The organism is Rhizobium sp. PP-CC-3G-465 (assembly GCF_004343445.1).
GTDB lineage: Bacteria > Pseudomonadota > Alphaproteobacteria > Rhizobiales > Rhizobiaceae > Ferranicluibacter > Ferranicluibacter rubi.
On record NZ_SLYH01000001.1, the window covers coordinates 2,256,129 to 2,281,320 of the forward strand.

General features: G+C 63.1%; 20 protein-coding genes. 10 read left to right on the forward strand and 10 right to left on the reverse strand.

What is annotated here, in order from left to right:
• Window positions 1–14 precede the first annotated feature (14 nt).
• From C8J33_RS10670 to C8J33_RS10685, 4 genes are all read right to left on the reverse strand, one after another.
• Window positions 15–1,313 carry a hypothetical protein gene (locus tag C8J33_RS10670; RefSeq protein ID WP_132664117.1) on the reverse strand — a complete coding sequence of 433 codons (1,299 nt, stop codon included), beginning with the start codon at window positions 1,311–1,313 and terminating at the stop codon, window positions 15–17.
• 162 nt (window positions 1,314–1,475) lie between these two features.
• Window positions 1,476–2,630 carry a polysaccharide biosynthesis/export family protein gene (locus C8J33_RS10675; RefSeq protein WP_110800292.1) on the reverse strand — a complete coding sequence of 385 codons (1,155 nt, stop codon included), beginning with the start codon at window positions 2,628–2,630 and terminating at the stop codon, window positions 1,476–1,478.
• 159 nt (window positions 2,631–2,789) lie between these two features.
• Entirely contained in the window at window positions 2,790–3,770 is a 981-nt protein-coding gene (locus tag C8J33_RS10680; RefSeq protein WP_245420036.1) for a polysaccharide pyruvyl transferase family protein, read from the reverse strand.
• 76 nt (window positions 3,771–3,846) lie between these two features.
• Window positions 3,847–4,941 carry a polysaccharide pyruvyl transferase family protein gene (locus C8J33_RS10685; protein ID WP_245507104.1) on the reverse strand — a complete coding sequence of 365 codons (1,095 nt, stop codon included), beginning with the start codon at window positions 4,939–4,941 and terminating at the stop codon, window positions 3,847–3,849.
• Window positions 4,942–5,139: 198 nt separating this feature from the next.
• Between C8J33_RS10685 and C8J33_RS10690 the strand changes: the two genes are divergently transcribed.
• The 5 genes from C8J33_RS10690 (at window position 5,140) to C8J33_RS10710 (ending at window position 10,516) form a co-directional block, all read left to right on the forward strand.
• Window positions 5,140–6,321, forward strand: coding sequence for a glycosyltransferase family 4 protein (locus tag C8J33_RS10690; RefSeq protein WP_132664121.1), 1,182 nt, complete (start codon window positions 5,140–5,142; stop codon window positions 6,319–6,321).
• Window positions 6,318–7,043, forward strand: coding sequence for a hypothetical protein (locus C8J33_RS10695; RefSeq protein ID WP_110800295.1), 726 nt, complete (start codon window positions 6,318–6,320; stop codon window positions 7,041–7,043). Before C8J33_RS10690 ends, C8J33_RS10695 begins: the two co-directional genes overlap by 4 nt.
• Window positions 7,040–8,368, forward strand: coding sequence for a capsular polysaccharide biosynthesis protein (locus tag C8J33_RS10700; protein ID WP_132664123.1), 1,329 nt, complete (start codon window positions 7,040–7,042; stop codon window positions 8,366–8,368). The genes C8J33_RS10695 and C8J33_RS10700 overlap by 4 nt, the downstream gene beginning before the upstream one ends.
• A gap of 121 nt (window positions 8,369–8,489) precedes the next feature.
• A complete protein-coding gene (locus C8J33_RS10705) occupies window positions 8,490–9,809 on the forward strand; it encodes a glycosyltransferase family 4 protein (protein ID WP_245507105.1) in 1,320 nt (439 codons plus the stop codon).
• 32 nt (window positions 9,810–9,841) lie between these two features.
• A complete protein-coding gene (locus C8J33_RS10710; protein WP_132664125.1) occupies window positions 9,842–10,516 on the forward strand; it encodes a hypothetical protein in 675 nt (224 codons plus the stop codon).
• A 32-nt stretch (window positions 10,517–10,548) separates the two neighbouring features.
• On the opposite strand, the gene C8J33_RS10715 is transcribed toward C8J33_RS10710, so the two are convergent.
• The 3 genes from C8J33_RS10715 to C8J33_RS10725 all read right to left on the reverse strand — a co-directional run bounded on the left by C8J33_RS10715 (window position 10,549) and on the right by C8J33_RS10725 (window position 13,842).
• A complete protein-coding gene (locus tag C8J33_RS10715; RefSeq protein ID WP_245507106.1) occupies window positions 10,549–11,610 on the reverse strand; it encodes a polysaccharide pyruvyl transferase family protein in 1,062 nt (353 codons plus the stop codon).
• Between the two features lie 121 nt (window positions 11,611–11,731).
• Window positions 11,732–12,952 (reverse strand): adenylate/guanylate cyclase domain-containing protein, encoded by a 1,221-nt coding sequence (locus C8J33_RS10720; protein WP_132664127.1) that lies wholly within the window; start codon window positions 12,950–12,952, stop codon window positions 11,732–11,734.
• Between the two features lie 176 nt (window positions 12,953–13,128).
• Window positions 13,129–13,842 carry a transcriptional regulator NanR gene (locus C8J33_RS10725; protein ID WP_110800299.1) on the reverse strand — a complete coding sequence of 238 codons (714 nt, stop codon included), beginning with the start codon at window positions 13,840–13,842 and terminating at the stop codon, window positions 13,129–13,131.
• A gap of 217 nt (window positions 13,843–14,059) precedes the next feature.
• On the opposite strand from C8J33_RS10725, the gene oiaX reads away from it, so the two are divergent.
• The 5 genes from oiaX to ggt all read left to right on the forward strand — a co-directional run bounded on the left by oiaX (window position 14,060) and on the right by ggt (window position 21,542).
• On the forward strand, window positions 14,060–15,313 hold the full coding sequence (gene oiaX / locus C8J33_RS10730; RefSeq protein ID WP_132664129.1) for a 3-oxo-isoapionate-4-phosphate decarboxylase OiaX: 1,254 nt from the start codon (window positions 14,060–14,062) through the stop codon (window positions 15,311–15,313).
• Entirely contained in the window at window positions 15,306–16,658 is a 1,353-nt protein-coding gene (locus C8J33_RS10735) for a four-carbon acid sugar kinase family protein (protein ID WP_132664131.1), read from the forward strand. The genes oiaX and C8J33_RS10735 overlap by 8 nt, the downstream gene beginning before the upstream one ends.
• Window positions 16,659–16,740: 82 nt before the next feature.
• Window positions 16,741–17,775 (forward strand): Gfo/Idh/MocA family protein, encoded by a 1,035-nt coding sequence (locus C8J33_RS10740; protein ID WP_132664133.1) that lies wholly within the window; start codon window positions 16,741–16,743, stop codon window positions 17,773–17,775.
• Window positions 17,772–19,715, forward strand: a complete 1,944-nt coding sequence (apnL, locus tag C8J33_RS10745; RefSeq protein ID WP_132664135.1) for a D-apionate lactonase — start codon at window positions 17,772–17,774, stop codon at window positions 19,713–19,715. Before C8J33_RS10740 ends, apnL begins: the two co-directional genes overlap by 4 nt.
• Window positions 19,716–19,802: 87 nt before the next feature.
• Window positions 19,803–21,542, forward strand: coding sequence for a gamma-glutamyltransferase (gene ggt, locus C8J33_RS10750; RefSeq protein WP_132664137.1), 1,740 nt, complete (start codon window positions 19,803–19,805; stop codon window positions 21,540–21,542).
• A gap of 4 nt (window positions 21,543–21,546) precedes the next feature.
• On the opposite strand, the gene C8J33_RS10755 is transcribed toward ggt, so the two are convergent.
• The 3 genes from C8J33_RS10755 to treZ form a co-directional block, all read right to left on the reverse strand.
• Complete coding sequence (locus C8J33_RS10755) at window positions 21,547–22,149, reverse strand: alpha/beta hydrolase (protein WP_132664139.1); 603 nt, start codon at window positions 22,147–22,149, stop codon at window positions 21,547–21,549.
• 84 nt (window positions 22,150–22,233) lie between these two features.
• On the reverse strand, window positions 22,234–23,163 hold the full coding sequence (locus C8J33_RS10760; RefSeq protein WP_132664141.1) for a VOC family protein: 930 nt from the start codon (window positions 23,161–23,163) through the stop codon (window positions 22,234–22,236).
• 203 nt (window positions 23,164–23,366) lie between these two features.
• Window positions 23,367–25,157, reverse strand: a complete 1,791-nt coding sequence (treZ, locus tag C8J33_RS10765) for a malto-oligosyltrehalose trehalohydrolase (protein WP_132664143.1) — start codon at window positions 25,155–25,157, stop codon at window positions 23,367–23,369.
• Window positions 25,158–25,192: the final 35 nt, after the last annotated feature.

Sequence of the window (25,192 nt, forward strand, 5' to 3'; positions counted from 1 at the left end):
CCGGTCGCGCCAAACTACGCATGGTCTCTGATGCTGTAATAGACGAGCGTCATCACGATCCAGAGGCCAACTGCCGACAAGAAGACGAGGAACGTATCGAAAACGACCTTGGGATAGGCAGCGATCTGCGCAATACCGGGCTGAACATATGTCGCCAGGTAGATCTGGTTGTTGCTGGCGAGCATGCGCGCATTTTCGTAATTTGTCAGCGACGAGGTATATAGCTTGGTCGCGATATCGAGATCGCTCTGGATCTTGTCGTACTGCGTCATCAGCTGCGCGTCTGCCAGCATGGCTTTGTTCGAAACGCCATCGCCCGTTGACCGAACCTGAGACTGCAGACGATCGAGTTCCTGCTGCGTCGCGTTGATCTGGGATTTCAGCACGGTCAGACGCGGCGACTTGGCATCCATATAGCTTCCCAGCGCCGTGTACTGCGCCTGAAGGTCGGCAAGGCTACCGTGGAGCTTGGTGATCAACTGGATCTTGCCGTCGGCTTCCTTGCGTGCGTCGATGCTCTTCTGGCCGGTGCGCAGTTCCGTTTCCTGGCTGCGAACGTTCGTCAGGCGGGCTTCGGAGCGATCGAGCTCCGCCTTGGCGAATGCGAGCTGGCTCTGGCGCGCCTTTTCGGACAGATCGTTGACCAGCTTTTCGCAGAGGTCCTTCAGCGCCGTCGAGATACGGAATGCGTCCTGCGGCGAGAATGCCGCCACTTCGATCGTGTTGATCCCGGTGGTCAGGTCGTAGCTGGTCGAAAGCCGCTTGTTCCAATAATTGACCAAGCCTTCGAGGGACACATCGGAGCTGAGCCGGGACAGAAAATCCACCTCGGGACGCGAGTAGATTTCCCGCAAGCCGACATCTTTTTCCAGCGACTCCACCGCATCGCGGCTCATGGCGTAATCGGATACGATGTAGCTGTTCGACATCGTCAATGCGAGTTCGGCAGCGCTCGAACCACCGCCCCCTTCGCCCGGACGAACCGAAAAGCGAAACTCCGAGACGTAACGCGGCGAAGCGACGGCGGCGTAATAAAGACCGCCGATAATGGTGGGGATGATGACGACCAGAAGAAAGGCAAGCTTTGCGCCCGAAAAGCCACTCTTGGCCTTCGTGACGAAGCCGGTCATCTTTTCGGATTTATAGGTAACCGTAGTCTTGCGAACCGGCTTTGCAGGCAGATCCGGCATGCGCTTCGGCACCGCCGCCATCTGACGGTTCGGTCGAACCTCATCCAGCCTCAGAACAAGTGCGCCATCCTCCTGCCGTGATTTCAGCTTGTCGGCTCTCGCGGTCTTGGACGCGTCGCTCATTGGCACTCCTGAAGGGGTCTTCGGCCTGTTTCGCAGCATGTATACCATGACTTACGGCCATTCGGAAGATCACCGCGACAAAGCGCGGCGATCATGTCCTGAGACAGCTTTTGCCCGGAGATGAAGGCATTATTGCGGCGCAACAATGCCTTCTCTTTTTCACTACTTAAAGTTGTTCAGCGTGCTACCGACAGATGCGGCCTGCGCGACGGGCGCCGCGGTCGAGCTGACCAAGGTTGCGAATTTGCGCACCTCGGCGAGCGAAGAGTTGGCGATATAGATCAGGTCGCGGTTTCGCAGGCTGAAGCCCTTGAGGAGGAAGAAGCCGTTCGGATCCTTCAGGTCGATCTGGTAGATGACGTTCGTCGTCGCACCGGACGATGCGACCTTGCCCGGCACCATGCGCTGCACGAGCGATGTCGGCTCGGTGCGGTAGATGAAGACGCCGCGCGCATTGGCCCGCTCGTCGTTCAGGCCGCCGACCTTGGCAAGTGCCTGGTTGAGGAAGAGCTGCGATTCGTCGAACTGGATGGACGCATTGGCCGTCGCGGCACCGAACACGGTGAAGCTTCGTGGCTGGCGAATGAGCGCAATGACGTCGTCCGACTGGACGTAGATGTTCTCGCTCGGGTCCGAAATCAGCCGCTCCATCGGAACGGTTTCCGTGCGTCGGCCGCGCGTGATCTGGACGGAGAGCTGATGCGATTCGATGCGCGGTCCGCCTGCCATGGCGATGACGTCGAGCAGCTTCTCGCCGCGGGGCGAAAGAGCGATGCGGCCACTGCTGGCGACTTCGCCGGTGACGGTGACGGTGTTGGAAACGTTCTTGACGACGCTGACGAGAACCTGCGGCTGGATGGCGATGCGCGCGAGCGCATTCTCGATGGCGGCCTTGACCTGCTGCGGCGTGCGGTTGGCAGCCTGCACGGTGCCGGCATAGGGCACGGAGATCGTGCCGGACTCGGAGACCGGCTGTTCCGGTATCTGCGTCGCGCCCTTGGCGGAACCGCCGGAGAAGAGACCGTCAGGCGACGCTTCCCAAATGGAGACGACGACCGTGTCGCCGACGCCGATGATGGACGAGCTTCGCTTGCGCGTATTGCCCAGTGTTTCGGCGAGCTGCGTGTCGAGGCTGCTGGAGAGAAGCGAGACGATACCCTGGGTGACCGGAATCACCGTGTAGGGGGAATAGCTATCCTTGGCTTCCTGGAGAATCTGCCCGGAGCTCGGTCCGGAGCTCGGCATAACCGTGCAGGACGTGGTGCTCAGGCAGATGGCGGCCAGCGACAAACTGGTAAATTTGGTCAAGAACGGCATGGGCACCCTCAAGCGCAGATCCTTCAGACGAAGATGATCTGCTCCCCCGAAATAGCGGTGTCGTTTTGGTTATCTCAACACCAACTGGTAAACAATGACTTCAAGGTCGCACCAGACAAAAACAAACAGGCCTCTGCAAAAAGGGCACAGTGCCTGAGGTCAGTATCGGTTGGACTCCAGGATCTCAGGCGGACAGGTCCACACGGAATCCTTGAATTTTACGGCCTTGCGAAGCGGAAATGCCTTGAACAGCGCTTCTCCGGTATAGGTCAGTCCCTTCCAGTTTCGATCGATGAAGCCGATGGCATCGGCCCAATCGGTTGGTTCCATCAATGGCTGAAGATAGCTCAGCACGGTCTCGCGATCGGCACCGCCATAAAAGTCGATCATACGATGATCGATCGGCTGCGGGCCATCGAAAGGTAAGGCCGCAGCCTCGCCGCGACCGGTCGAAAACCAGGCGCAGGGGATGTTGTAAGTTTCAGCTATGACCAAACCGTGAAGACTGGTGGAGAGAATCCGGCGGCAGGCGGCGATCTCGCGCACCTTTCGCTCGAAACCCTCCATGGTCGCATCCGTGTACGTGTTGATGATCGTAATGTCGTCCGCCAGTTCCGGGGGAATGGCATATCGGGTCAGCTGCGCCTTGACGGTTGCCGCCGCCGTCGCCTCATCAAGCTCGGAAATATGGACGATCACGCCCAGCTCAAAGCGCTTCTCAAGGTCGGGAAAGGGAAAAATACGCGGCAGGAACCAGACGGGATCGCCGAAGACATCGGGTACATCCAGACCCAGAGCCCGCAGACCGGTGGCCGTTTGCCGTCCACGAACCGCGTGCACGACGAGTTCCGTTTCAGGGGGCACAGCGTAAGGCGAGAGCGCGCCGGATGGTCCGCGATTGAGGTCGAACCCCGTGCCCCACAGATGCACACACGCACCCTGCTGGGCATGCCCGATGGTGCCGACCGCCGCTAGTCTCTCTCTCGGTTGATCAAACGCGGCCGGCTCGATCCGCAGGCCGGACATCACGGAAACGACCACCGCGCTCAGGGCGTCGCCGAGATTGGCGTCGGGATGGCGGTCGGTCGTCCAGACCCAGGAGAGACGCACAGCTTCGGCCGCACCCCGGTCACTTGTCACCAAGGCACCGGAGGCTGCCGATCTGTCGGGAGAGACGGAACGACGGAAAAGTCTTTTGGCTGCTTTTAGAGGCACGTCAAACTCCGCTCAGGCCACGGGCGTGCGCCGCCAGTTTCGAAAGCCAGCCGCGCGATGGCGGCACGCCTTCGGTTGGCGGCCGATGACGCTCCATGGGAAGCGAAGCAATGAGAGGGTGATCGAAGGCGCTGCCGGTCGGACCCTTGTCGAGCATCGTCCCCGGCAAGGGGAAGGCATCGATCAGTTCTTCTCCGGTAAACGTCTTCTGGTACCAGATGTCGTCGATCGCCCGGATCAGCGCGCCCCAGTCCGTCGCCGTGCGGCGGGGCTGGTACCAGACATCGAGGCTTTCCTGACCGATGCCCTGGTAAAGATCGACGAAGCGAAGGTCGAGCCCCTCCTCCTCCATCAGGTCGATCTTTCCCGGACCTGCCTGTGCAGCGCGGGGGGAAAAGTAAAGACAGGGGATGCCGTAGGATTCGGCAAAGACCATGCCGTGAAGGCTGGTGGAGACGATGCGCTTGCACGAAAGAATTTCGTCGAGCCGCTGCCGCAGCGCGCCAACGGAAATCGGGGTCACCGTATTGATCAGGCGGACGCTCGACCGGTCGGCGTCCGAGACATGATGGCGCAGCGATTCCGGCTTGGGATGCGCTTCGTAAGCGCGATCTTCCAGCTCGGACAGATGCAGGATAACGCCGAGTTCGCAGGTCTTTTCGACCGGTGCGGTGTGAAACCGCGGCAGCAGCCAGAGCGGATCGCCGAACACGCCGGCCCCTTGTGCATCGGGCGCCAGCAGGCGGCGACTGAACGGACCGCGCGTCGCATAGGTCGTGATCCGGGTGTCTGCCGGCGTCTGATAAGCGATCTTCGGCTTGTCGCCCTGATGCGGATTGAGGTTGGGCGAGGTGCCTGTTCCCCAGAAAGAAACGTCGCCGCCCGCAAACATGTGACCGATCGTGCCGACCGCCGCCAGCCGCGTGGCCTGGGACTTGGCAGCCATGTGATGCACCGGCAGGCCCGACATCATCGAAACGATAACGGCGGACAGGGCGTCACCAAGGTTGAGATAGGATTCCTTACCCGTCGTGGTTACCCAGGAGAGCGGAATGGTGCCCTCCGATTTAACAATATCAATGAGTTTTTGAGACAAATTCCACCATCGCGGCATTACTGAAATGGGCTTACCGGCCGCCCGGTATCGCCTTGGCCCTTTGGCCGAGCGTATACCATAGGCGAATAGTGTGCGAAAGTGGCGCGAGTAAGCCTATCCTTGCGGGGCGATCCCGCGCTTTTCCTACCGGCTTTGCGCGACCTGCAGGCGCGCAGCCGCAACGTCTGACGAGTTTTCATGTATCGCCTTTCCATGACGCCGCTGACGATCGAGACGCCGAGCGTGCTCTTCGATCTTTCGCGACTGGTGCGCAGCCGCCACAAGCCGTTCGGCACCGGCGTCGATCGCATCGACCTCGCCATCGGCCTCGACCTCGTCGCGCGCTTCGGCACCAACTGCCATTTTCTACATGCAGGCATCCACGGCATCTGCCGGCTCGATCATTCCCTCGGCCGCGCCGTCCTCAGCCATCTCGATGCCGCCTGGAACGGGAGTTCCGGCGAACGCCTGGAGACGACCGCCGATTGGCGCCTCTCGGTCATGCCCTTCGTCGATCGCATGTCACATCGCTTGCCCCGCTCGATCATCAACCGGCAGACCACCTATGTCGTTGCCTCCCATTCCGGCCTCGGCAAGGTGAAGGGTGGCATGAAACGGCTCGATCCGAAGGCCGAGATGAAGCGGGTCGTCTATATCCACGATCTCATTCCGATCGATTTTCCGGAGTATCAGCGGCCGCAGACCTACAAGCAGTTCACCGCCTATCTCGATGAACTTTTCGATGCACCGGTCCAGGTCGTCGCAAACTCGAAGGATACGGCGTTGCGCATGCAGGCCTATGCCGCAGCGCAGAGCATGAGGCTGTCGGGCACGGAGGTGATCATTCCCACCCTGACATTCGGTGCCGTGGCTTCAGCGCCGGTCGCCCCCGCCGTTCGCGCCGTCATCGAGGATCCCAACCCCTATTTCGTGACGCTCGGCACCATCGAACCCAGAAAAAACCATCTTCTGCTGCTGGAGATCTGGCGCATGATGGCGGATCGACAACAGATCCCGCGCCTTTGCATCATCGGCAAGCGCGGATGGGAGAACGAGAACGTCATCGACATGCTGGAACGGTCGCCGGTCATCCGGGAACATGTGCTGGAGTTCGGCGGTCTCGGCGATCACGAGGTTCAGTTGCTGCTCAAGGGCGCGAGAGCCCTGCTCTTTCCCTCCTTTGCGGAAGGGCTTGGCATTCCTCTTCTGGAAGCGGGAGCGCTGGGCGTTCCTGCCATCGTGTCGGACATTCCCGTGTTTCACGAGATTGCGCCTTCGGATACTGTCTTTCTCAACCCGATCGACGGTTTGGGATGGATGCGCGAGATCCTTGCCCGAAGCGGGGAAGGCACAACAAACGAGACGGAAGGCCAGGCGTGAGCGTTACCTTTACCAATGTGCACAAGACGCTTCGTCAGAAAAACGAGAAGACGAAGGTGCTGGACGATGCCAGCGCTCTGTTCCCCGGCGACAAGATCACCGGAATCCTGTCGCCGCCCGGCGGCGGGAAGACGAGCACCGTGCAGCTGACCACGGGCAAGCTTCGTCCGGACCTCGGCAGCGTGCGCCGGGAATCGCTCGTTTCCTTTCCGGTCGCCGGTGGCGGTGTCTTCAACAATGCCCTGACGGGACGGGAAAACCTGGCCTTTCTCTGCCGCGTCTTCGGTTTCGACCCCTTGCCGATCATCCGTTTTGTGATCGACTTTGCCGAGGTGGGCAAGGCGATCGACAAGCCGATGAAACTGCTCAACCGCGACGAACGCACGCGCCTGCTGTTCACCTCGTGCTATGCGATTCCGTTCGAGACCTATATCGTCGACGAGACGCTTCTGGGTGGCCGCGGCGCGTTTCGCGAGCGGTGCGTGGAACTGGTCGAGGAGCGGATGCAGACATCGGGCTTCCTGATCTTCACATCGTCACCTGTCCTGTTGCGCCGCTATTGCAACGCATTCTTCACCATAGACCGCATGAAAATCACGCCGATGGACAGCACCGACGATGCCGTGGCCGCCATCGGCGAGGATCGCCTGAAGTTCGGCGCCGGCGATATCGAAGGCATCGATGAGAGCAGCGACGACACGTCCGTGATCAATCCGGGATGAGACCCGCCGTAGATCCACAAACCGACAGACTGCCGGTCCTCACCTATGCCTTTCATATGCAGGCCTGGAAGAGAGAGGTACTGCGCCGCTATTTTCCGGAGCGGACCTTCGTTTTCGTTCCCTTCTTCCTCAGCGAGACCCGGCTTCGCACAGAGTGGCTTGACCGGATCGATCTCGCAGCCTCGCCCGAGATTTTCGTCTGGAGCCTGAACCTGCCGGAAACGGTCCGGGCATTCGCACGTCGCAACGCGATCCCGGTCCATGTCGTGGAGGATGGTTTCATCCGTTCGGCCGTTCCGCATGCCGGTCGCACGCCGCCGCTATCGCTGATCGTGGACAGGCAGACGGCCTATTTCGACAGCCGGACGGCCTCCGATCTCGAAGACATCCTGCAACATCACGATTTCGAGGGAGATCCCCTGTTGATGGAGCGGGCGCGTCAAGGAATGGCGCTGCTTCTGTCGACGGGAATCAGCAAGTACAACGCGCCCTTGCGTGAGGTCGCCTTGCCATACGGACCCAAGCGCAAGCGACGGGTGCTGGCGCTGGGCCAAGTGGATGGCGATGCATCGATCCGTTATGGCTGCCCGCGGCCCGTGACCAACGAGGACATGGTGCGGGAGGCCGTTGCCGAAAACCCTGATGCCGAGGTCATCTACAAGCCGCACCCAGACGTGCTCAGCGGTGTTCGAAGCTCGTACGCAGACCTCTTCGAACTCGCGCGCATCTGCACGGTCCTCACAGACCGCATCCCCCTGTCCCGTGCCTTCGAGACGATCGACCATGTCTACGCCATCACGTCCCTTGCCGGGTTCGAGGCGCTGCTGCGAGGGCTGCCCGTCACCGTTCTCGGCCTGCCCTTCTATGCCGGATGGGGTCTGACGGAGGATCGGCAGACAACGGCGCGCCGGCAGCGGCGCCTGACCATCGAGCAGGTGTTCGCCGCGACATATCTGCTGTATCCTCGCTATTTCCAGCCGGAGACGGGTGAGAACTCGACGTTCGAGGCCGTCATCGGCGATCTCCGCCGCCCTGTCGCGCCGGCCTTCGCCTATCGAAAGCCGCCTTCGTGGCGCGCCTCTGGCCCCTACGGGGTTCTGGGTTGGCGCCACGCACTGACGCCGATCGTCGCCGCTGCCGTCAGACAGGTCGCAACGGCCGAAGATGCCGATTACTACCTGCACTACCCGATCGACTTCTTTCGCGAGCGGCCCGAACGCACCTTCCGCACCATCGGACGTCTCCTTTATCCTTTCGACGAAAGGCCGGACCGACAGAGCGATGCACCCTTCCGGTTGCTTCCGGAAGGTCAATCGCCTAGATAACCAACGCAGTTTCGCTTCAGGACGTGGTCTTCCCATCCTTACAGACACATCTCCCCCTCGAGATGTGGGCTCGCCGCCCGCACCGCATTCGAGGGGACGAAGACAGGACGATAAGCATTCGATGACCAAGCCCCGCGTGATGATCGACGGTTACAATCTGGCCCTGGAAAAGGGGACGGGCATCGCCACCTATGCCCGCAATCTCAGCGGCCACCTGTCCGAACTCGGCTACCCCATCGACCTTCTCTATGGCGTTCGCGCTTCGGTCGGCAAAAATGCCCTGCTTTCGGAAGTCGGGTTCTTCGACCCGTCGACGCGGGCGCTGAAACCGACCGAGGTCATCAAGCGGCTGGCGACGTCGCCGCTCGGCACCACGGCGCGCCAGGTGCCGATCACCGGCAAGGTCATCGCGCGGCATGTGCCGGGCGGATTGCCCAAGCACGAGCGCATCTTCAACTCTCGCAATCTCTATACGATTTCGCGCTGGCACTTCCGCACCTACGGCCAGTTCATGCAGACGAGCTACGACCAGTCCGCCGACATCGCCCACTGGACGTATCCGCTGCCGATCAAGCTGAAAAATGCGGCGAACATCTACACGATCCATGACCTCGTGCCGCTGCGCCTGCCCTATGCCACGCTCGACAACAAACGCGAGTTCCTGAAGACCGTCCGCAAGATCGCCGACAAGGCCGATCACATCGTCACGGTCTCGGAGGTCTCGAAGCGCGATATCGTCGAACTCCTCGGCGTGGACGAAAGCCGGGTGACCAACACCTACCAGGCGGTCAACCTGCCGAGCCATATCCTCAACCGCGACGAGGACGAGGTGCGCAACGAGGTCGCGTCGATCTTCGGACTGGAGCACAAGAAATTCTTCCTGTTCTTCGGCGCGATCGAGCCGAAGAAGAACATCGGCCGGATCATCGAGGCCTATCTGGCGAGCCAGGTCAGCTATCCCCTCGTGATCGTCGGCCAGCTGGTGTGGAAGAACGCCAACGACCTCCGGCTTCTCGGCGTTCCCGGCGGCGGCAAGAAGACGGACGTCTATGACCCGACGATCGGTCACGTGACGCGCTCCTCCTCGATCGTACGCCTCGAATATCTACCGCTAAGCCTGCTGATGTCCCTGATCCGCTGCGCCCGCTCCGTCGTCTTTCCGTCGCTCTACGAAGGATTCGGCCTGCCGATCCTCGAAGCCATGCAGCTGGGAACGGCCGTCATCACCGGCAGCGAAGGTGCCAATCCGGAAATTGCCGGCGACAGCGCCATCGTGGTCGATCCCTATGACGTCAATGCAATCGCGCAGGCCATTCGCGATGTCGCCCATGACGATGCCCTGATGCGGTATTACGAGGCCGAGGGCCTCGAGCGGGCGAAATTGTTTTCGCCGGAGCGCTATGCAGAGCGGCTCGATTCGCTCTACACCACATTGAAGTGACACCTTGATGCAGTCGATACGGAAGAGCAGCGATGAGTGACGAAAAGGCTCGGCTGGACGGTCTCGTGGCGCGTGCGCGCGAGACGGCAATTTCGGGTGCCAGCCCGGAGATCTCGGCCGTTCTCCTTGACATGGCGGCAGCGCTGGATGCAGCGCACACCGCCGAGGAGACCGTTCGTCGCGAGGCTTTCCGCGAGGGTATCCGTGGTGCGGCCAAGGTCATCCGCAACCGGCAGGCAACCCCCGGCTCTCCGCTTGGCGACCTTCTCTCCTCGGCCAATGCCGATCCCGAAGCCTTCGCGAACGAAGTGCTGAAGGTCGCAGGCGGGGAACCCGTGACGGTGGCCGATCTGCGGCGGCTGCGCCAGAAGGTCAATACGGCGACCGAAGGCTCCGACGATATCGATGACGATCTGAAGCAAATCTATTATTCCGTGATGAACGAGCGCAATCCGACGGCCGCCGACATCCTGCCGCCGGGTTCTCCGTCTCGCTCGCTCGATGTGGCCACGTTCATTCTGGAGCGCATCCTGCGGGATGGCTGGTGGACGCTCGGCAATAGCGGCATCAATGCCAGCGATCAGCCGGTGGGCAAGGTCGGGCTGTCGCCGGCGCAGAGCTCGAAGCCCCAGACGGCACCGACCCCGCCGCTCGCACTCCTGTCCGCCCTCGTTCTGACACTGATCGAGACCAGCAAAGGGCGCTGACGCAGACGTCGCGGTGCCGAGCGCTTGCGCGCTCAGGCCTTGTTGCGCAGCCTGTCGGCAAGGTTGAGCTCCTTCACGTCATGCTGCAGCACCAGCCCCTGAAGCACCGGGTGCTCCCAGATGGTTTCGCCCGGACGGGCTTCCAGCGGTGCGAAATCGAGCGGAAAGGCGGCGATCAACGCTTCCGCATCGAACGCCTTCGGCGTCCAGGCGCGGTCGATGGCGGAGATGAGATCGTCCCAATCGGTCAGTTCCGTGCGGGGCAAGGCATAGACGGGCAGTTCGGTGAGGCCGAGACCGCGATAGAGATCGATAACCCGGGGATCGAGGTCGCAGGTCTCGTCGAGCTTTCGCATGTGCAGCCCGTTCACCGGACCATGCGTAGCGAAATGCAGACAGGGAATATTGTAGCTTTCGGCAAACACCATGCCGTGCAGGCTGGTGGAAACGATCCGTTCGCAGGCGAGGATCTCGTCGATCCGGGTTTTCATGGCGTCCATACCGATGGGCGTGACCGTGTTGATCAGGCGGACATGCGGAGCGAAGGCCTCCGGTATTTTGTAACGCAGCAGCGTTTCCTTCAGGTGTGCTTCCGGATCGCGATCGGCCAGTTCCGACAGGTGGACGATGACGCCGAGCTTCCAGGTCTTCTCAACCGGTGGCGCATAGAACCGCGGCAGCAGCCAGACGGGATCGCCATAGATGCCGACCGTGCCTTCCGCCGAGCCGGTGATCAGCGCCTCCGACAGGGGCCCCCGCGTTGCCGTGACGTGAAACGTTGAGTCTTCGGAAGGCGCGAACGGGATCAACTCCTCCTTTGCCGCCGATGGATTGGTCCAGCGCGAGGACCCCGTACCCCAGAACCAGACCTCACCGCCGGAAACGCCATGCGCGATGGTGCCGACGCAGGCCATGCGCATCGTCTTGGAGCGGGAGGGAACCCGATGAACCGGCTTTCCGCTGAGGAGCGCCACCATGACCGGGCTCAGGGCATCGCCGATATTCAGGTAATCCATGGCCATCGTCGATCCCGCCCAGGAGAGCGGCACGGAGCCTGTCTTGCGGACCTGCTCGGCGAGCCTGTTCATCTTCATCTATCGACCTTCCCTGTTCCGAGCCCCGAGGGCGCGGCGGATCATACGTAAGTCATAAGGCAGAAATCGGAAGGCTGGCTGCGGATGCAGGCACCTTTCCCGCTTGCCTTCTGTCTGTCGTTCACACGTCCGTTTCCGGCACCGGCATGAGGGTGAAAAGTTCCTGTGCCAGCTTCACGCCGCGCAAGGCATAGCGGCCGATGGAGACCACCTCCCTGTCGCCGGGAGGCGGTGCCGCCGCCACGAAGGGCGAGGACATGACGACCGTGCGATCGACGAAACGGCAAAGCGAGGCGATGCGGCTGACCTCGTTGACGGCGGGTCCGATGACCGTGAAATCGAGGCGATCGGCGCTGCCGATATTGCCATAGAAAACGTCCCCGATATGCAGCCCGAGATAGACTTCGGTGGTCGGGCGGCCTTCCATGGCGCGGCGTGCGTTGAGATCGGCAAGCTTGCCGCGCAGGCGCCGTTCGGCGTCCAGCGCCCGACGACAGGCATCTTCCCGCTCCTCCGCCTTGAAGATCGCCAGCGTGCCGTCGCCGATCAGTTTCAGCACATTGCCCCCGGCCTCATGGATGGAGGTGATGACCGCATCGGCGTAATCGTTGAGGAACGGAATGATTTCGTCCGGGGCGAGGCTTTCGGTGATGCGGGTGTAGTTCTGCAGGTCGGAAAACCAGAGCACTGCCGAAATCCGCTCGGCCTTGCCCCGGGTGATGCGGCCTTCCAGCACGTGGCTTGCGGCGTCTTCGCCGAGATAGACTTCGGCAATCGTCCGCGTGACGCGGCTGAGCGATCCTGCCTTGATGGCAAGGGCGAGGACGGGCACCAGCGAGCGCAGCGCATCGACCCCCTGATCCGAAAAACCACCCTCGTCGGCCGTCGTCCAGTGCGAGTAGAAACAGTCCATATCGCCGATATGGGCGTCCGGCGAGAAGCGGTGGATCATGGCGATATAGTCGCGATGACCGTCCGCCAGCAGCGTGTCCAGCGCATAGAAATCGGTGGGATCGCCGAAGCCGATCCGGCGGCGCAACTCGTTGCCGTTGGTTTCGCGCAGGTGGTAGAACGGCGAACGCTTCCAGTTTTCCTCGGAGACGCCCTCGTTCGTCGGGCCGTATTCGAACATGCCCTTGCCCGGCTCGCGGCTGTCCCACTGGAAGGCGCGCCCTTCATAGACCGGGTGGAGGGTGTCGATGAGCGCGAGCCCTCTGTCGAGCGGCAGCCCGGCTTCGCGCAGATGCTCGCAGAAGCCACGCATGATCTCCATCTCGTCGGAGCCCTTGAGACCCTGCGTCGTCAGCCATGCGGAGATGCGTGCGATTTCGCCTGAGTCCATGTCCGCCACTCCCTGTACCCGTCGTCATGATGCTGCGGTTCCCGGCCCCTCGGCTTCGAAACGGAACGGCAAGAAATTGTTCGAGGGTGTCGGGTTCTACTGCATATTCCGCCAAACCGGAATCGTTTTCAGTCCCATTTCCGAAAGGTCAGGCGAACATTAAGATGCGTCGGGGTTTATGCGTCCTTCGACGTGTAGAGCGCGCGGGAGCGTTCGAGGTGGCGCAGCATGGCCTGCTCCGTGGCATCGGCGTCGCGGGCGACAATGCAGTCGATGATGGATTGGTGCTCGGAGAGCGTCACGGTCTCCTTGCCGGTCCAGATCAGCATGTGCGTGTGGTAGCCGCGCAACCAGGCGAGCATAGCTTCGCTGACGGCGATATAGATGGGATTGCCGGAGATGCGGGCGATGCGGCTGTGAAACTCCATGTCGGCCGCGATGAAGGCGGCGGCATCGTCCAGTGCCGCCTCCTGCCGAACGAGGATCGCCGCGAGGTCTGTAATATCGGCTTCGGTCGCCTTGACGGCAGCGTCCCTTGCCATGCCCCGCTCGAAGAAGATGCGAGCGCTTTTCAGGTGCTCCAGCGTGTCGGAGGATTTCGCGAGCATCATCTGAGCCGTCGTATCCACCTGACGCAGGATCGACCGGGCCGTAAGCTCCAGCACCCGGGCGCGTTCCCCATGCGAGATTACGACGAGGCCCATATTGGCCAGTGCCTGCATCGCCTCGCGGATCGCCGGCCGCCCGACGCCGAAACGCTCCATCAGCTCCCGCTCCGAGGGCATTTCGTCGCCGGGATTCAGCTCGCCGGACGTGATCATCGCCTGCAGGCGGGAAAAAACCTCGTCGGACAGTTTTCGGCGCGTGATGGTTTCGGTCGGCTGGCTCATGAGGTTCCGGATATTTGTTCGATCCTGCATCTTCGCATGCCGCAACGCGCTTGGAAAAGGGAAACGCGTCCGCGCCTCGCTTTCTCCCCTGTCGCAACGGCTGCTGCTTCTGCGCATTTTCCGGTCATCGATACTTGCGTCATTGTTATACTCATTATACCAGTTCATCAACGACGATCTGCCGGAGCCGGCAGGTCGAGACGGGGAGGAGAAGCCGATGATCACCGTGACCTATCGCATCGAGACGACGGGAAGCGTCGAGGCCATGGCTGCCAAAATCGCCAGCGACCAGTCTACAGGGACCTTCGTGCCGGTTCCGGGTGAAACGGAAGAACTGAAGGCACGGGTTGCTGCACGGGTGATCGCGATCCGGCCGCTTGAGCCCGCGAAGACGCCGAGCTGGCCGGAAGCGCCATCGGATCACGGAACCATCCACCGGGCCGATGTGGACATCGCCTTTCCGCTCGACGCCGTGGGCACGGACCTCTCGGCGCTGATGACGATCGCCATCGGCGGCATCTTCTCCATCAAGGGCATGACGGGGCTTCGTGTCGTGGATCTCAAGCTGCCACCGGAATATGGTGCCGCCTATCCCGGCCCCCAGTTCGGCCTGCCGGGCAGCCGGCGGCTGACGGGCGTCGAGGGCCGGCCGATCATCGGCACGATCGTCAAGCCAGCCCTGGGTTTGAGACCGATGGAAACGGCCGAACTGGTCGGCGAACTGATCGGCTCCGGCGTCGATTTCATCAAGGACGACGAAAAGCTGATGAGCCCGGCCTATTCGCCGCTGAAGGAGCGCGTCGCCGCCATCATGCCGCTGATCCTCGATTACGAGCAGAAGACCGGCAAGAAGGTGATGTATGCCTTCGGCATCTCGCATACGGACCCGGACGAGATGATGCGCAACCACGACATGGTGCTCAGCGCCGGTGGCAATTGCGCCGTCGTCAATATCAACTCGATCGGCATGGGCGGCATGGCGTTCCTCCGCAAGCGCTCCGGCCTCGTGCTGCATGCGCATCGCAACGGCTGGGATGTTCTGACCCGGCATCCCGGCATCGGTTTCGACTTCAAGGTCTGGCAGCAGTTCTGGCGGCTGCTTGGCGTCGATCAGTTCCAGATCAACGGCATCGGCGTGAAATACTGGGAGCCGGACGAGAGCTTCGTCGAATCCTTCAAGGCCGTGTCCACACCGCTCTTTTCGCCGGCGGATTGCCTGCTTCCGGTTGCCGGGTCCGGGCAGTGGGGTGGGCAGGCGCCCGAAACCTATCGACGCACGGGGCGGACGACCGATCTTCTTTACCTCTGCGGGGGCGGCATCGTCAGCCATCCCGGCGGACCTGCCGCGGGCGTGCATGCCGTGCGGCAGGCCTGGGAGGCCGCCGTCGCCGACATCCCGCTCGAAACCTACGCGCTCGACCACCCCGAGCTTGCGGCATCCTTGAAGACCTTCGGCGGAAAGGATGCCTGACATGGCGGCCCCCCTGCTTCTCAGCTATTACGGCGATGATTTCACCGGCTCGACCGACGTCATGGAGGCGCTGGCCTCCCATGGCGTGGAGACCGTGCTCTTCCTGCGCATCCCCGATGATGCGCTGCTGCAGCGCTTTGCCCATTGCCGCGCCATCGGCCTTGCCGGCACCAGCCGCAGCGAGACACCGGACTGGATGGAGGAACACCTGACGCCGGTCTTTCAATGGCTGAAGGCGCTGGAGGCGACCGTCTCTCACTACAAGGTTTGCTCGACCTTCGATTCGGCCCCTGCGGTCGGTAATATCGGCCGGGCGATCGAGATCGGGCTCGATGTCTTCGGTCAGGGTCTCGCACCCCTTGTCGTCGGGGCACCGCAGCTCAAGCGCTACACGGCCTTCGGCCATTTGTTCGCCGGCTATCAAGGCGACGTCTATCGTATCGATCGCCATCCCGTCATGAGCCGGCATCCGGTGACACCGATGAACGAGGCCGATCTTACGCAGCATCTCGGGCACCAGACAGAACTGCCGGTGGCGCTGGCCGATCTCACCATGCTCACGGATGCGCAGATCGATGCGCGCGCCGCAACGCTTGCCGGCAAGGGCATTCTGATGCTGGATGTGGACGGACCGGAGACGCAGAAGGCGGCAGGCGCGCAACTTCTCCGGCTTGCCAACCACGGTTCGCGGTTCATGGCGGGATCGTCGGGCGTCGAATATGCGCTGCTCCAGGCTTGGCGCTCCGCAGGGCTGGTCGAGGGCGCACGGGACTTTCCGTCCCCTGGCAAGGCCGACCGGATCGCGGTCGTCTCCGGCAGCGTCTCTCCGACCACGGAGCGGCAGATCCGGCAGGCGACAGGCTCCGACGGCTTCGACGGCGTGCCACTCGATCCTCTGGCTCTTCTCGGGGAGGACGGCGAAAGCGTTATCGGCTGCGCGATCCGGGAGGCGCAGACGAGCCTTGCCGCCGGCCGCAGCGTCATCCTGCATACCGCGCTTGGTCCGCAGGCCGACCGTGGCGGCGAGATCGACCGGGTGGCCGGCAGCCGGCATCGGCTGGGGCAGATGCTTGGCCGGATTCTCCTGCACCTCATCGAAACGCAAGGTCTTGGCCGGGCTGTCATCGCGGGCGGCGACACGTCGAGCCATGCGCTCGGCGCGCTGAAGGTCGATGCCCTCACGACCCTGCTGCCGCTGCCGGAAACACCGGGATCGCCGCTGTGCACCGCCCATGGCCTGCATGCCCCGACCAACGGATTGCAGATTGCATTGAAGGGCGGACAGGTGGGACGCGATGGCTACTTCGCCCAGATCCGCGACGGACGCGCGACATCGGCTGGTTGACTCATTATACCAGCCTTCCTTACATAGCCTGACCTGATTGGCCGGGCTGGACCCTGAACGACACTTTTCAAGGACATTGACCATGCCGAGTTTTCGAGGAGCGCTGATCGGTTGCGGCTTCTTTGCCGTCAACCAGATGCATGCCTGGCAGGATGTGGAAGACGCCGAGATCGTCGCCATCTGCGACCGCGACCCGGAGCGCCTGCGGATCGTCGGCGACCAGTTCGGGATCGCGCGCCGCTATAGCGACGCCGCGCAGATGATGGCGGATGGCGGCTTCGATTTCGTCGACATCGCCACCACGGTCAACAGCCACCGCGCGCTGGTGGAGATGGCAGCTTCGCACCGCCTGCCGGTCATCTGCCAGAAGCCTTTCGCGCCGACGCTCCGCGATGCCAAAGCCATGGTCGCGGCCTGCGAGGCAGTGGGCGTTCCCCTGATGATCCACGAGAATTTCCGCTGGCAGACGCCGATCCAGGCGGTGCGCAAGGCGCTCGATACGGCCCAGATCGGCACGCCGTTCTGGGGCCGCTTCTCGTTCCGCTCCGGCTATGACGTGTTCTCGGGCCAGCCCTATCTGGCCAAAGGCGCGCGTTTCATCATCGAGGATCTGGGCATCCACACGCTGGACATCGCCCGCTACATTCTGGGCGACGTCACGACGCTCACTGCCCGCACCAAGCGCGTCAATCCTGCGATCAAGGGCGAGGACGTCGCGACGATCCTGCTCGATCACGAGAACGGCGCGACGTCGGTCGTCGATGTCAGCTATGCCACCAAGGCCTCCGTCGAGCCTTTCCCGGAGACTCTGATCGAGCTGGATGGGACCGAAGGCTCGTTGCGGCTGATGCAAGGGTACCGGCTGGAGATCACGAATGCATCCGGCACGGAGATCCACGACGTATCACCGACCCTCCTCCCTTGGGCATCGCGCCCGTGGCACAATATCCAGGAAAGCGTCCTTGCCATCCAGCAGCACTGGACGGAACGACTGGCGAGCGGCGCGGAAACCTCGACGTCCGGAGCCGACAATCTGAAGACCTTCGCGCTGGTGGAGGCGGCCTATGAAAGTGCGGCGACGCTGCAGCCCGTCGCGATCGGGCCGCTGATCGCATGACGGACGATGCGCTCGCTTTCCGCCTGACCGGCACCGTTCGCACTGAGCCGGATTCCCGCGTGCTCGCGGCTGGAGGACTTTCGGCGGAGCTTTCCGGCGGCGCACTGCTCAACATCCGCTTTGACGGTGTGGAGGTGCTTCGCGCCGTGTCCTTCCTCGTGCGTGATCGCGACTGGGGCACCTACGATCCCGAGATCGAAGATCTTGTCGTGGATCAGCGCGCGGACGGCTTCACCGTCACCTACCATGCGACATGCCATGGCCCGGAGGGGACGCAGCTCGTGCTTCAGGCCCGGGTCGAAGGTGACAAAGGCGGTCGGCTCGACTTTTCGGGCACGGCACGGTCCGAAACAGGATTCGAGACCAATCGCTGCGGCTTCTGCGTGCTCCACCCGATCGTCGGCGTCGCAGGAACGCCGGTTCGCATCGAGCATATCGATGGGACCGTCGAGGCGACCGTCCTGCCGGACCTCATCGAACCCTGGCAGCCCTTCAAGGAGATGCGCGCTATCACCCATCAGGCTCTGCCGGGCGTCAGCGTGGAATGCCGGATGGAGGGGGATACGTTCGAGATGGAAGACCAGCGCAACTGGTCGGATGCCTCCTACAAGACCTATGTCCGCCCGCTTGCTCTGCCCTGGCCCTACCGGATAGAGGCTGGCGTGGATGTTGCACAGCAGGTCACGTTGCAGGTCGTGGATAAGCGGTCTCGCCGTGCTGGTTCACGCTCGGCGCAGCTGGACGGCCCTGTGAAACTGACGCTTCAGGAAGGTCCTGCACAACCGCTGCCGCCGATCGGGCTGGTCGTCACGCCTGAGGAAGCGGCAGCGACGCAAGCCTTGCTTGACGCCGGCCTCGGCCCGCAGGCGCAGGCGTTGCTCTTCCACGTCGATCCGCTCGCAGGCCACGATGGTTCCGCATTCGATGCCTTCGCAGCTTTTGCGGCCCGGCATCAGGGATCGTCCACGCTGGAGATCGCGCTGCCCTGCCGGGAGCCCTTTGGTGACGAACTCCGAGCGATGGCCGCAGCGATGGACAAAGCAGGGTTCGCGCCGGACGCCGTCATGGTGTCACCCTCCGTCGATCGGCAATCGACACCGCCGGGCAGCGCCTGGCCGGACTGCCCGCCGCTCGATGACATCTATGCCGCAGCGCGGGCGGCATTCCCGAGCCGAGCGCTCGGTGGCGGCATGCTCAGCTACTTCACCGAACTGAACCGCAAGCGGGTGCCCGCGGCAGCACTCGATTTCATCAGCCATTGTACCAACCCGATCGTGCATGCGGCGGACGACCGCAGCGTCATGCAGACGCTGGAGGCGCTGCCCTTCATCACCCGCTCGGTGCGCGCGATCTACAGCGACCGGCGCTATCGCATCGGGCCCTCCACGATCCCCATGCGCCAGAACCCCTATGGCAGCCGGACGATGGACAATCCGGATGGCAGCCGGATTCCGATGGCGAACCGCGACCCGCGCCAGAACGGTCTTTTCGCTGCCGCCTACGCCATCGGCTATGCCATCTCAGTCGCACCGGCCGGGCTCGATCAGTTGACGCTTTCGGCCCTCACGGGCCCGTTCGGCCTGATCGCCGGCGCAAACGAACCCGTTCCCGAAGGCGGGCGGCGACCGCTGTTTCATGCCGTCGCCATGCTTGCGGATCTCGCCGGCGCGGAGGCCACCATCATCGCCTCCGACCGGCCGGATGCGGTTCTCGCAATGTGCGCGCAGAGGCAAAATGGCCGGACGATCCTTGCCGTCAACCTGACGCCACGACCGCAGACGCTCGATCTGTCCGCGCTCGGCATCCCTCCGGATGCATCGGCCTGTCGGCTGGATGCGGAAACGATGATCGATGCCGCGGTCGGTCCGCTGACGGCCGAACGGCTCGGCACCGGGGACGTTCGGCTCGGCGCCTATGGCGTGCTGCGGATCGACGACTGAGCACGCATTTTTCCGAAGCGGCGGCTTGCCGTTTGGGCTATCCTCCCCGCTCGCGACTGTGATCGCCGACCCGGAGGAGCCACGCTTATGACCCTCATCCGCACCCCTCTCGTGCATCTGACCCTCGTGATCGGCCTTGCCGTATCCCCTGCACAGGCGGCCTCGCCGCAGCCGGTTGCGGGTGAAAACGGCATGGTCGTCACGGCCCAGCACCTAGCGTCGGATGTCGGCGTGGAGATCCTGAAACAGGGCGGCAATGCGGTGGATGCCGCAGTTGCGGTCGGCTATGCGCTGGCCGTCGTCTACCCCACCGCCGGCAATATCGGCGGCGGCGGCTTCATGACGGTGCGCCTTGCCGACGGCCGCACCAGCTTTCTCGATTTCCGCGAGCGGGCGCCGCTTGCCGCGACCAAGACGATGTATCTCGACGACAGGGGCGAGATCGCCAAGGGCCGCAGCACGGATGGCTATCTCGCCGTCGGCGTGCCCGGATCGGTGGCCGGTTTCGAGGCCGCGCGCACCCGCTTCGGCACCCTGTCGCGCGAGGCACTTCTGGCACCGGCGGTCAAACTCGCTGAGCAGGGCTTCACCCTCGATGGCGGCGATGTCACTTCCCTCGGCAACAGCCTGAAGAAGCTCGGCCGCGACCCCGCCGCCGCCGCGATCTTCCTGACGCCCGACGGCCAAGCCCCGAAGATCGGTGCGACGCTGGTTCAGCCGGACCTCGGGCGCAGCCTGGCTGCGATCTCGAAGACGGGGCCGGATGCGTTCTACAAGGGCGCGATCGCGGACGACATCGTCAAGGCGAGCGCGGAGAAGGGCGGCATCCTGACGAAGGCGGATTTCGAGCGCTACGCGGTGCGCGAATTGAAGCCGGTCACCTGCACCTATCGCGGCTATGAGATCATCTCCTCCCCTCCGCCGAGCTCCGGCGGCGTCATCCTCTGCGAAATCCTCAACATTCTCGAAGGCTATCCGCTCGGTGAACTCGGCTCCGGTTCGGCGGCGACGGCGCATGTGATGATCGAGGCGATGCGCTATGCCTATGTCGACCGCAACTCGGCGCTCGGCGACCCCGACTTCGTCGAGAACCCGGTGGAGAAGCTGCTCGACAAGGCCTATGCGCAGGAGATCCGCGGCAAGATCGACCTTGAGAAGGCCGGCATTTCCGCCCAGCTTGCACCCAAGGGGCTCGGGGAAAGCCACGAGACGACGCATTACTCGATCATGGACAGCGCAGGCAACGCGGTCTCGGTCACCTATACACTCAACGGCTCCTTCGGCGCAGGCGTCGTCGCGCCCGGCACCGGCATCCTGCTCAACAACGAAATGGACGACTTCACCTCCAAGCCCGGCGCACCGAACCTCTACGGGCTCGTGCAGGGAGAGGCCAATGCGATCGCTCCGGGCAAGACGCCGCTCTCCTCCATGAGCCCGACCATCGTGACCAAGGACGGCAAACCGTTCATGGTCATCGGCAGCCCCGGCGGCGCCCGCATCATCACCATCACGCTCGAAGCCATCCTCAACGTCATCGACCATGGCATGACGCTGCAGGAGGCGATCGATGCGCCGCGGCTTCATCACCAATGGATGCCGGACACGGTGGCGATCGAGCCCTTCGCCTTGTCCGCCGACACGTTGAAGGTGCTTCAGGACATGGGGCACGATGTCGGCCCGGACAAGAACTGGCCGGTCTGGGGTCAGGCCGCCGGCATCCTCGTCGGCGGCAGGACGGCGGCGGAGGCGGGCGAAGGTTCGACAGGCGCCCGATATTACGGCGCCATGGACAGCCGCGCCGCCTCGGGCGCGGCGCGGGGGTATTGAGCGTTCACGCAAACAGCGTGCGCATCGCCTCGATTTCGTTCTCGCGGATATCATGGCCGCCATTGTGCCAAGCGAGCTGCGTGGTTGCGCCCTGCGCCGTGAAGTAATCGGCCAACGCGATGGTCAGCGGTGTCGGGCAGATGGGGTCGCGCTCGCCAGCGGTGACGAGAATGCGACGGCCGGTCAGCCCCTGTGCGGGCTTCGGCTGAAACGGGATCAGCGGATGCAGAAGTGCAGCCCGGTCGAAGAGATCGGGAAACTCCACCAGCACGTTCGCCAGAATGTTGGCGCCGTTGGAGAAGCCGAAGCCGAAGATCTCCGACGCCCCGACCGTTTCGGCCGTCTTCCGCACGAAATCGGCAAGCTTCTGCGTGCCGCGTGCGAGATCCGCCATATCGTAGACGCCTTCGCCGGTGCGGCGAAAGAAGCGGGCCGCTCCGTGTTCCGAGACATCGCCGCGCGGCGACAGGACGGTTGCGTCGGGACGCAGCTGGCTGGCGAAGGTGAAGAACTGGTTCTCGTCTCCGCCCGTGCCGTGCAGCGTCACGAGAAGCGGCGCGCCGGTCGCGCCCTTTTTGATGAGGTGCTTATAGTCCGTGTCAGTCATGACAAACTCCTCCGGTATTGCCGCCGCATGTCCTGCGACGGCTCCGGTTCTGTGTGATTTCCTGATCGTTGGCGATGGAAGCGCTTAGTCGAGCTTTTCCAGCTGCTGCTCCAGGATGGGCCGCAAGTGCTTGTGCTGCTGCGGCAGCTTCAGCGCCTCGCCCAGATGCGCCCGTTCCTCGTCGCGCTCGAAACCCGGCTCGTTGGTCGCGACCTCGAACAGAACGCCGCCGGGCGTGCGGAAATAGATCGCCCAGAAGTAATCGCGGTCGATGACCGGGGTGACCTGATAGCCCGTATCCATCAGCGCCTTGCGCACCTCCAGCTGGGCCGCGCGGTTATCGACGGCGAAGGCGACATGGTGGACGGAGCCTGCGCCCTGCCGGCTGCCGGGCGCGTCCGGTAGCGTCTCGATGTCGATAACACCGGCCGCCTGGGCGCCGGGCACGAGGAGGCGGGTAACGCCATCGCGCGTCTCCAGCGTGTCATAGCCCATGAAGCCGAGCAGTTCCGATGTCGCGCCGGCATCCCGCAGCCGCAGGGCGATCGAGTGGAAGCCGCGAATGGCGTGATCCGCGCTGATGCCGCCTGCCGTCCACGGCGTGCGCGGATCGTCGGCCGTCTCCACCAGCGCGAAGCCATCGCCATCCGGCCCGTTGAAGGACAGGCGCTTCTCGCCGAAGGTCTCGCTCGGCGTCACGCCGGTCACACCCTTCTTGGTCAGGCGATCCGCCCAGTAGGGAAGCGAGCCCTGCGGTACCGCGAAGACGGTCGTGCCGACTTCACCGGTTCCGGGACGGCCACGGGCGATGTGGGGGAACGGGAAATAGGTCATGACGGTGCCGGGCGTGCCGATCTCGTCGCCGTAATAGAGGTGATAGACGTCGGGCGCGTCGAAGTTGACGGTCTTCTTGATCCGGCGGAGGCCGAGGACATCCGTGAAGAACGCGTTGTTGACGCGGGCGTTTGCAGCCATCGACGTGACGTGATGGAGGCCCTTGATTTGGTCGATCATGATCTCATCCTTTCCTGCCCGAAGGTTTTACCATTGTGGCGGCGACCGGGCGTTTGATGAGGTCAAGATGGTGCAGGATAGCCGGCCGCGATAGAGGATCGATACAGGACGGATTGTTCTCAAATCGAGAACGATCACGTTTCGTTGTTCACCTCTCAGGCAGCGGCGGCGAAGGTCTCTCCGCCGCCCAGGTCCTCCGTTTTCTAGGCGCGGTCGAGGGCGAACAGGACCGAGAGGGGCGCCATGCCCTGCGTGCTGTGCGTGCCGTAGAGCGTTTCGCCGGTTGCCGGCGGCAGGTCCGCGGCTACATCGCCGAAATTGGCGCGCAGCTGCAGGCGGCGGTCACCGAGCTGCCAGTCGATGGCAAGCAGCCTGCCTTCCGCCATAAGGACCGTGCCGGCCGAGAGCGTGTTGGGAGCGGCAACCAGCAACGGGATGATGGCCCGTTTGCGGATGGCAATCAGCTCACGATAGAGGGCACGCCATTTCTGGCCTTCGTTTGCTTCGGATTTGGCCCAGTCGAGGCGCGTGTTTTCCATCGTCTCTATGGCGTTGGGGTCTGCCACGTCCTCGACGGACTTGCCGTCCGGAAGGCCGCCAAAATTGTCCATGTCGGTGCGCCGGCCTTCGCGCACCGCCTTGCCGAGCTCGCCGTCATAGTCGGTGAAAAACAGGAAGGGACGCGTCTCGCCATATTCCTCGCCCATGAACAGCATGGGGATATGCGGCGCCAGCATGGTGACGATGGTGAGCGCCTCTAGCATCTCCTTCGACGTCAGCGTGATCAGCCGATCGCCGAAGGCCCGGTTGCCGATCTGGTCGTGGTTCTGAAGAAAGCCCACGAAAGCTTCCATCGGCACCGGCTCGCTCATCTCCACCGGCTTCTGCCCGGGATAGATGTAGCCTTCGGTCAGTGCGCGGGCGAAGTTCTCGATCGGCTTGTCGATGAACTTGCCGTAGTAACCGTTCTTCTCGCCCGTCGCGACCACATGGGCCGCATGGTGATAGTCATCGTTCCAGTCGGCATCATAGAGCAGCGCCTCATTGTCGTCGCTGCGGCGCAGTTCGATGTGGTTTTCCGGATCCTCGGTGACGAGGTGGATGTGGCGGCCTTCGAACTCCGAGCGGGCACGGCGCGCGATCTCTATCAGGACATGTGTTTCCGCATCGTCGAAGATCATGTCGATCGCATCGAAGCGCAGGCCGTCGAGCCGGAACTCGCGCAGCCAGTAGAGCGCGTTCTCGACGAAGAAATCGCGCACCGGCTGCTTGTTGTAGGCGATGGCGGCACCCCAGGGGGTCTTCTTCCCCTCGCGGAAGAAGTCGGGCGCATAGGCGCTCAAATAGTTTCCGTCGGGTCCGAAGTGATTGTAGACGACATCCATGTAGACCATGAGGCCGAGCCCGTGTGCAGCATCGATGAAGGCTTTGAGATCGTCCGGCGAACCATAGGCATTATGCGGCGCGTAAGGATAGACGCCATCATAGCCCCAGCCTCGCGTGCCGCCGAAGTGCGAGACCGGCATGATCTCGACGGCGGTGATGCCCGTTTCTGCAATGTCAGCCAGCTTGTCGATGGCCGCCCGGAAGGTGCCTTCCGGCGTGAACGTACCGACATGGAATTCGTAGAGAATCGTTTCGGCCCAGGGCATGCCGGTCCAGCCGGCATGCTTCCACTGGTAGGCGTCGGGATCGACCAGCACGGCGGGGCCATGAACGTCTTCCGCCAGCGCGCGCGCGGCCGGGTCCGGTACGACCTTTCCGTCCGGCAGGACGAAGGCGTACGTGGCGCCGGGCTTTGCGTCGGGAATGATGGCTTCGAACCAGCCCTCGCCCGCTTTCTGCATCGCGTGGTCCTTGCCGTCCAGCCGTAACGTCAACGTGTCTTCGCCCGGCGCCCAGAGGCGGAACCGGGCGCCGCCCTCGGCCAGAAGCTCGGGTCCCCAGGCTGTCGTCTGCCGGTCTTCGGAAGGTCGTACGCTCTCGGTTGTCATCAGGGAGTTCATCCTGTCCTCGTATCGGTTCTGGG

What these genes read in the sequence shown, in the direction of transcription:
- C8J33_RS10670 (WP_132664117.1), bottom strand. Translation starts at nt 1,313, where the DNA reads ATGAGCGACGCGTCCAAGACCGCGAGAGCCGACAAGCTGAAATCACGG.
- C8J33_RS10675 (WP_110800292.1), bottom strand. Translation starts at nt 2,630, where the DNA reads ATGCCGTTCTTGACCAAATTTACCAGTTTGTCGCTGGCCGCCATCTGC.
- C8J33_RS10690 (WP_132664121.1), top strand. Translation starts at nt 5,140, where the DNA reads ATGTATCGCCTTTCCATGACGCCGCTGACGATCGAGACGCCGAGCGTG.
- C8J33_RS10700 (WP_132664123.1), top strand. Translation starts at nt 7,040, where the DNA reads ATGAGACCCGCCGTAGATCCACAAACCGACAGACTGCCGGTCCTCACC.
- C8J33_RS10705 (WP_245507105.1), top strand. Translation starts at nt 8,490, where the DNA reads ATGACCAAGCCCCGCGTGATGATCGACGGTTACAATCTGGCCCTGGAA.
- C8J33_RS10710 (WP_132664125.1), top strand. Translation starts at nt 9,842, where the DNA reads ATGAGTGACGAAAAGGCTCGGCTGGACGGTCTCGTGGCGCGTGCGCGC.
- C8J33_RS10715 (WP_245507106.1), bottom strand. Translation starts at nt 11,610, where the DNA reads ATGAAGATGAACAGGCTCGCCGAGCAGGTCCGCAAGACAGGCTCCGTG.
- C8J33_RS10720 (WP_132664127.1), bottom strand. Translation starts at nt 12,952, where the DNA reads ATGGACTCAGGCGAAATCGCACGCATCTCCGCATGGCTGACGACGCAG.
- C8J33_RS10725 (WP_110800299.1), bottom strand. Translation starts at nt 13,842, where the DNA reads ATGAGCCAGCCGACCGAAACCATCACGCGCCGAAAACTGTCCGACGAG.
- oiaX (WP_132664129.1), top strand. Translation starts at nt 14,060, where the DNA reads ATGATCACCGTGACCTATCGCATCGAGACGACGGGAAGCGTCGAGGCC.
- C8J33_RS10735 (WP_132664131.1), top strand. Translation starts at nt 15,306, where the DNA reads ATGCCTGACATGGCGGCCCCCCTGCTTCTCAGCTATTACGGCGATGAT.
- C8J33_RS10740 (WP_132664133.1), top strand. Translation starts at nt 16,741, where the DNA reads ATGCCGAGTTTTCGAGGAGCGCTGATCGGTTGCGGCTTCTTTGCCGTC.
- apnL (WP_132664135.1), top strand. Translation starts at nt 17,772, where the DNA reads ATGACGGACGATGCGCTCGCTTTCCGCCTGACCGGCACCGTTCGCACT.
- ggt (WP_132664137.1), top strand. Translation starts at nt 19,803, where the DNA reads ATGACCCTCATCCGCACCCCTCTCGTGCATCTGACCCTCGTGATCGGC.
- C8J33_RS10755 (WP_132664139.1), bottom strand. Translation starts at nt 22,149, where the DNA reads ATGACTGACACGGACTATAAGCACCTCATCAAAAAGGGCGCGACCGGC.
- C8J33_RS10760 (WP_132664141.1), bottom strand. Translation starts at nt 23,163, where the DNA reads ATGATCGACCAAATCAAGGGCCTCCATCACGTCACGTCGATGGCTGCA.
- treZ (WP_132664143.1), bottom strand. Translation starts at nt 25,157, where the DNA reads ATGACAACCGAGAGCGTACGACCTTCCGAAGACCGGCAGACGACAGCC.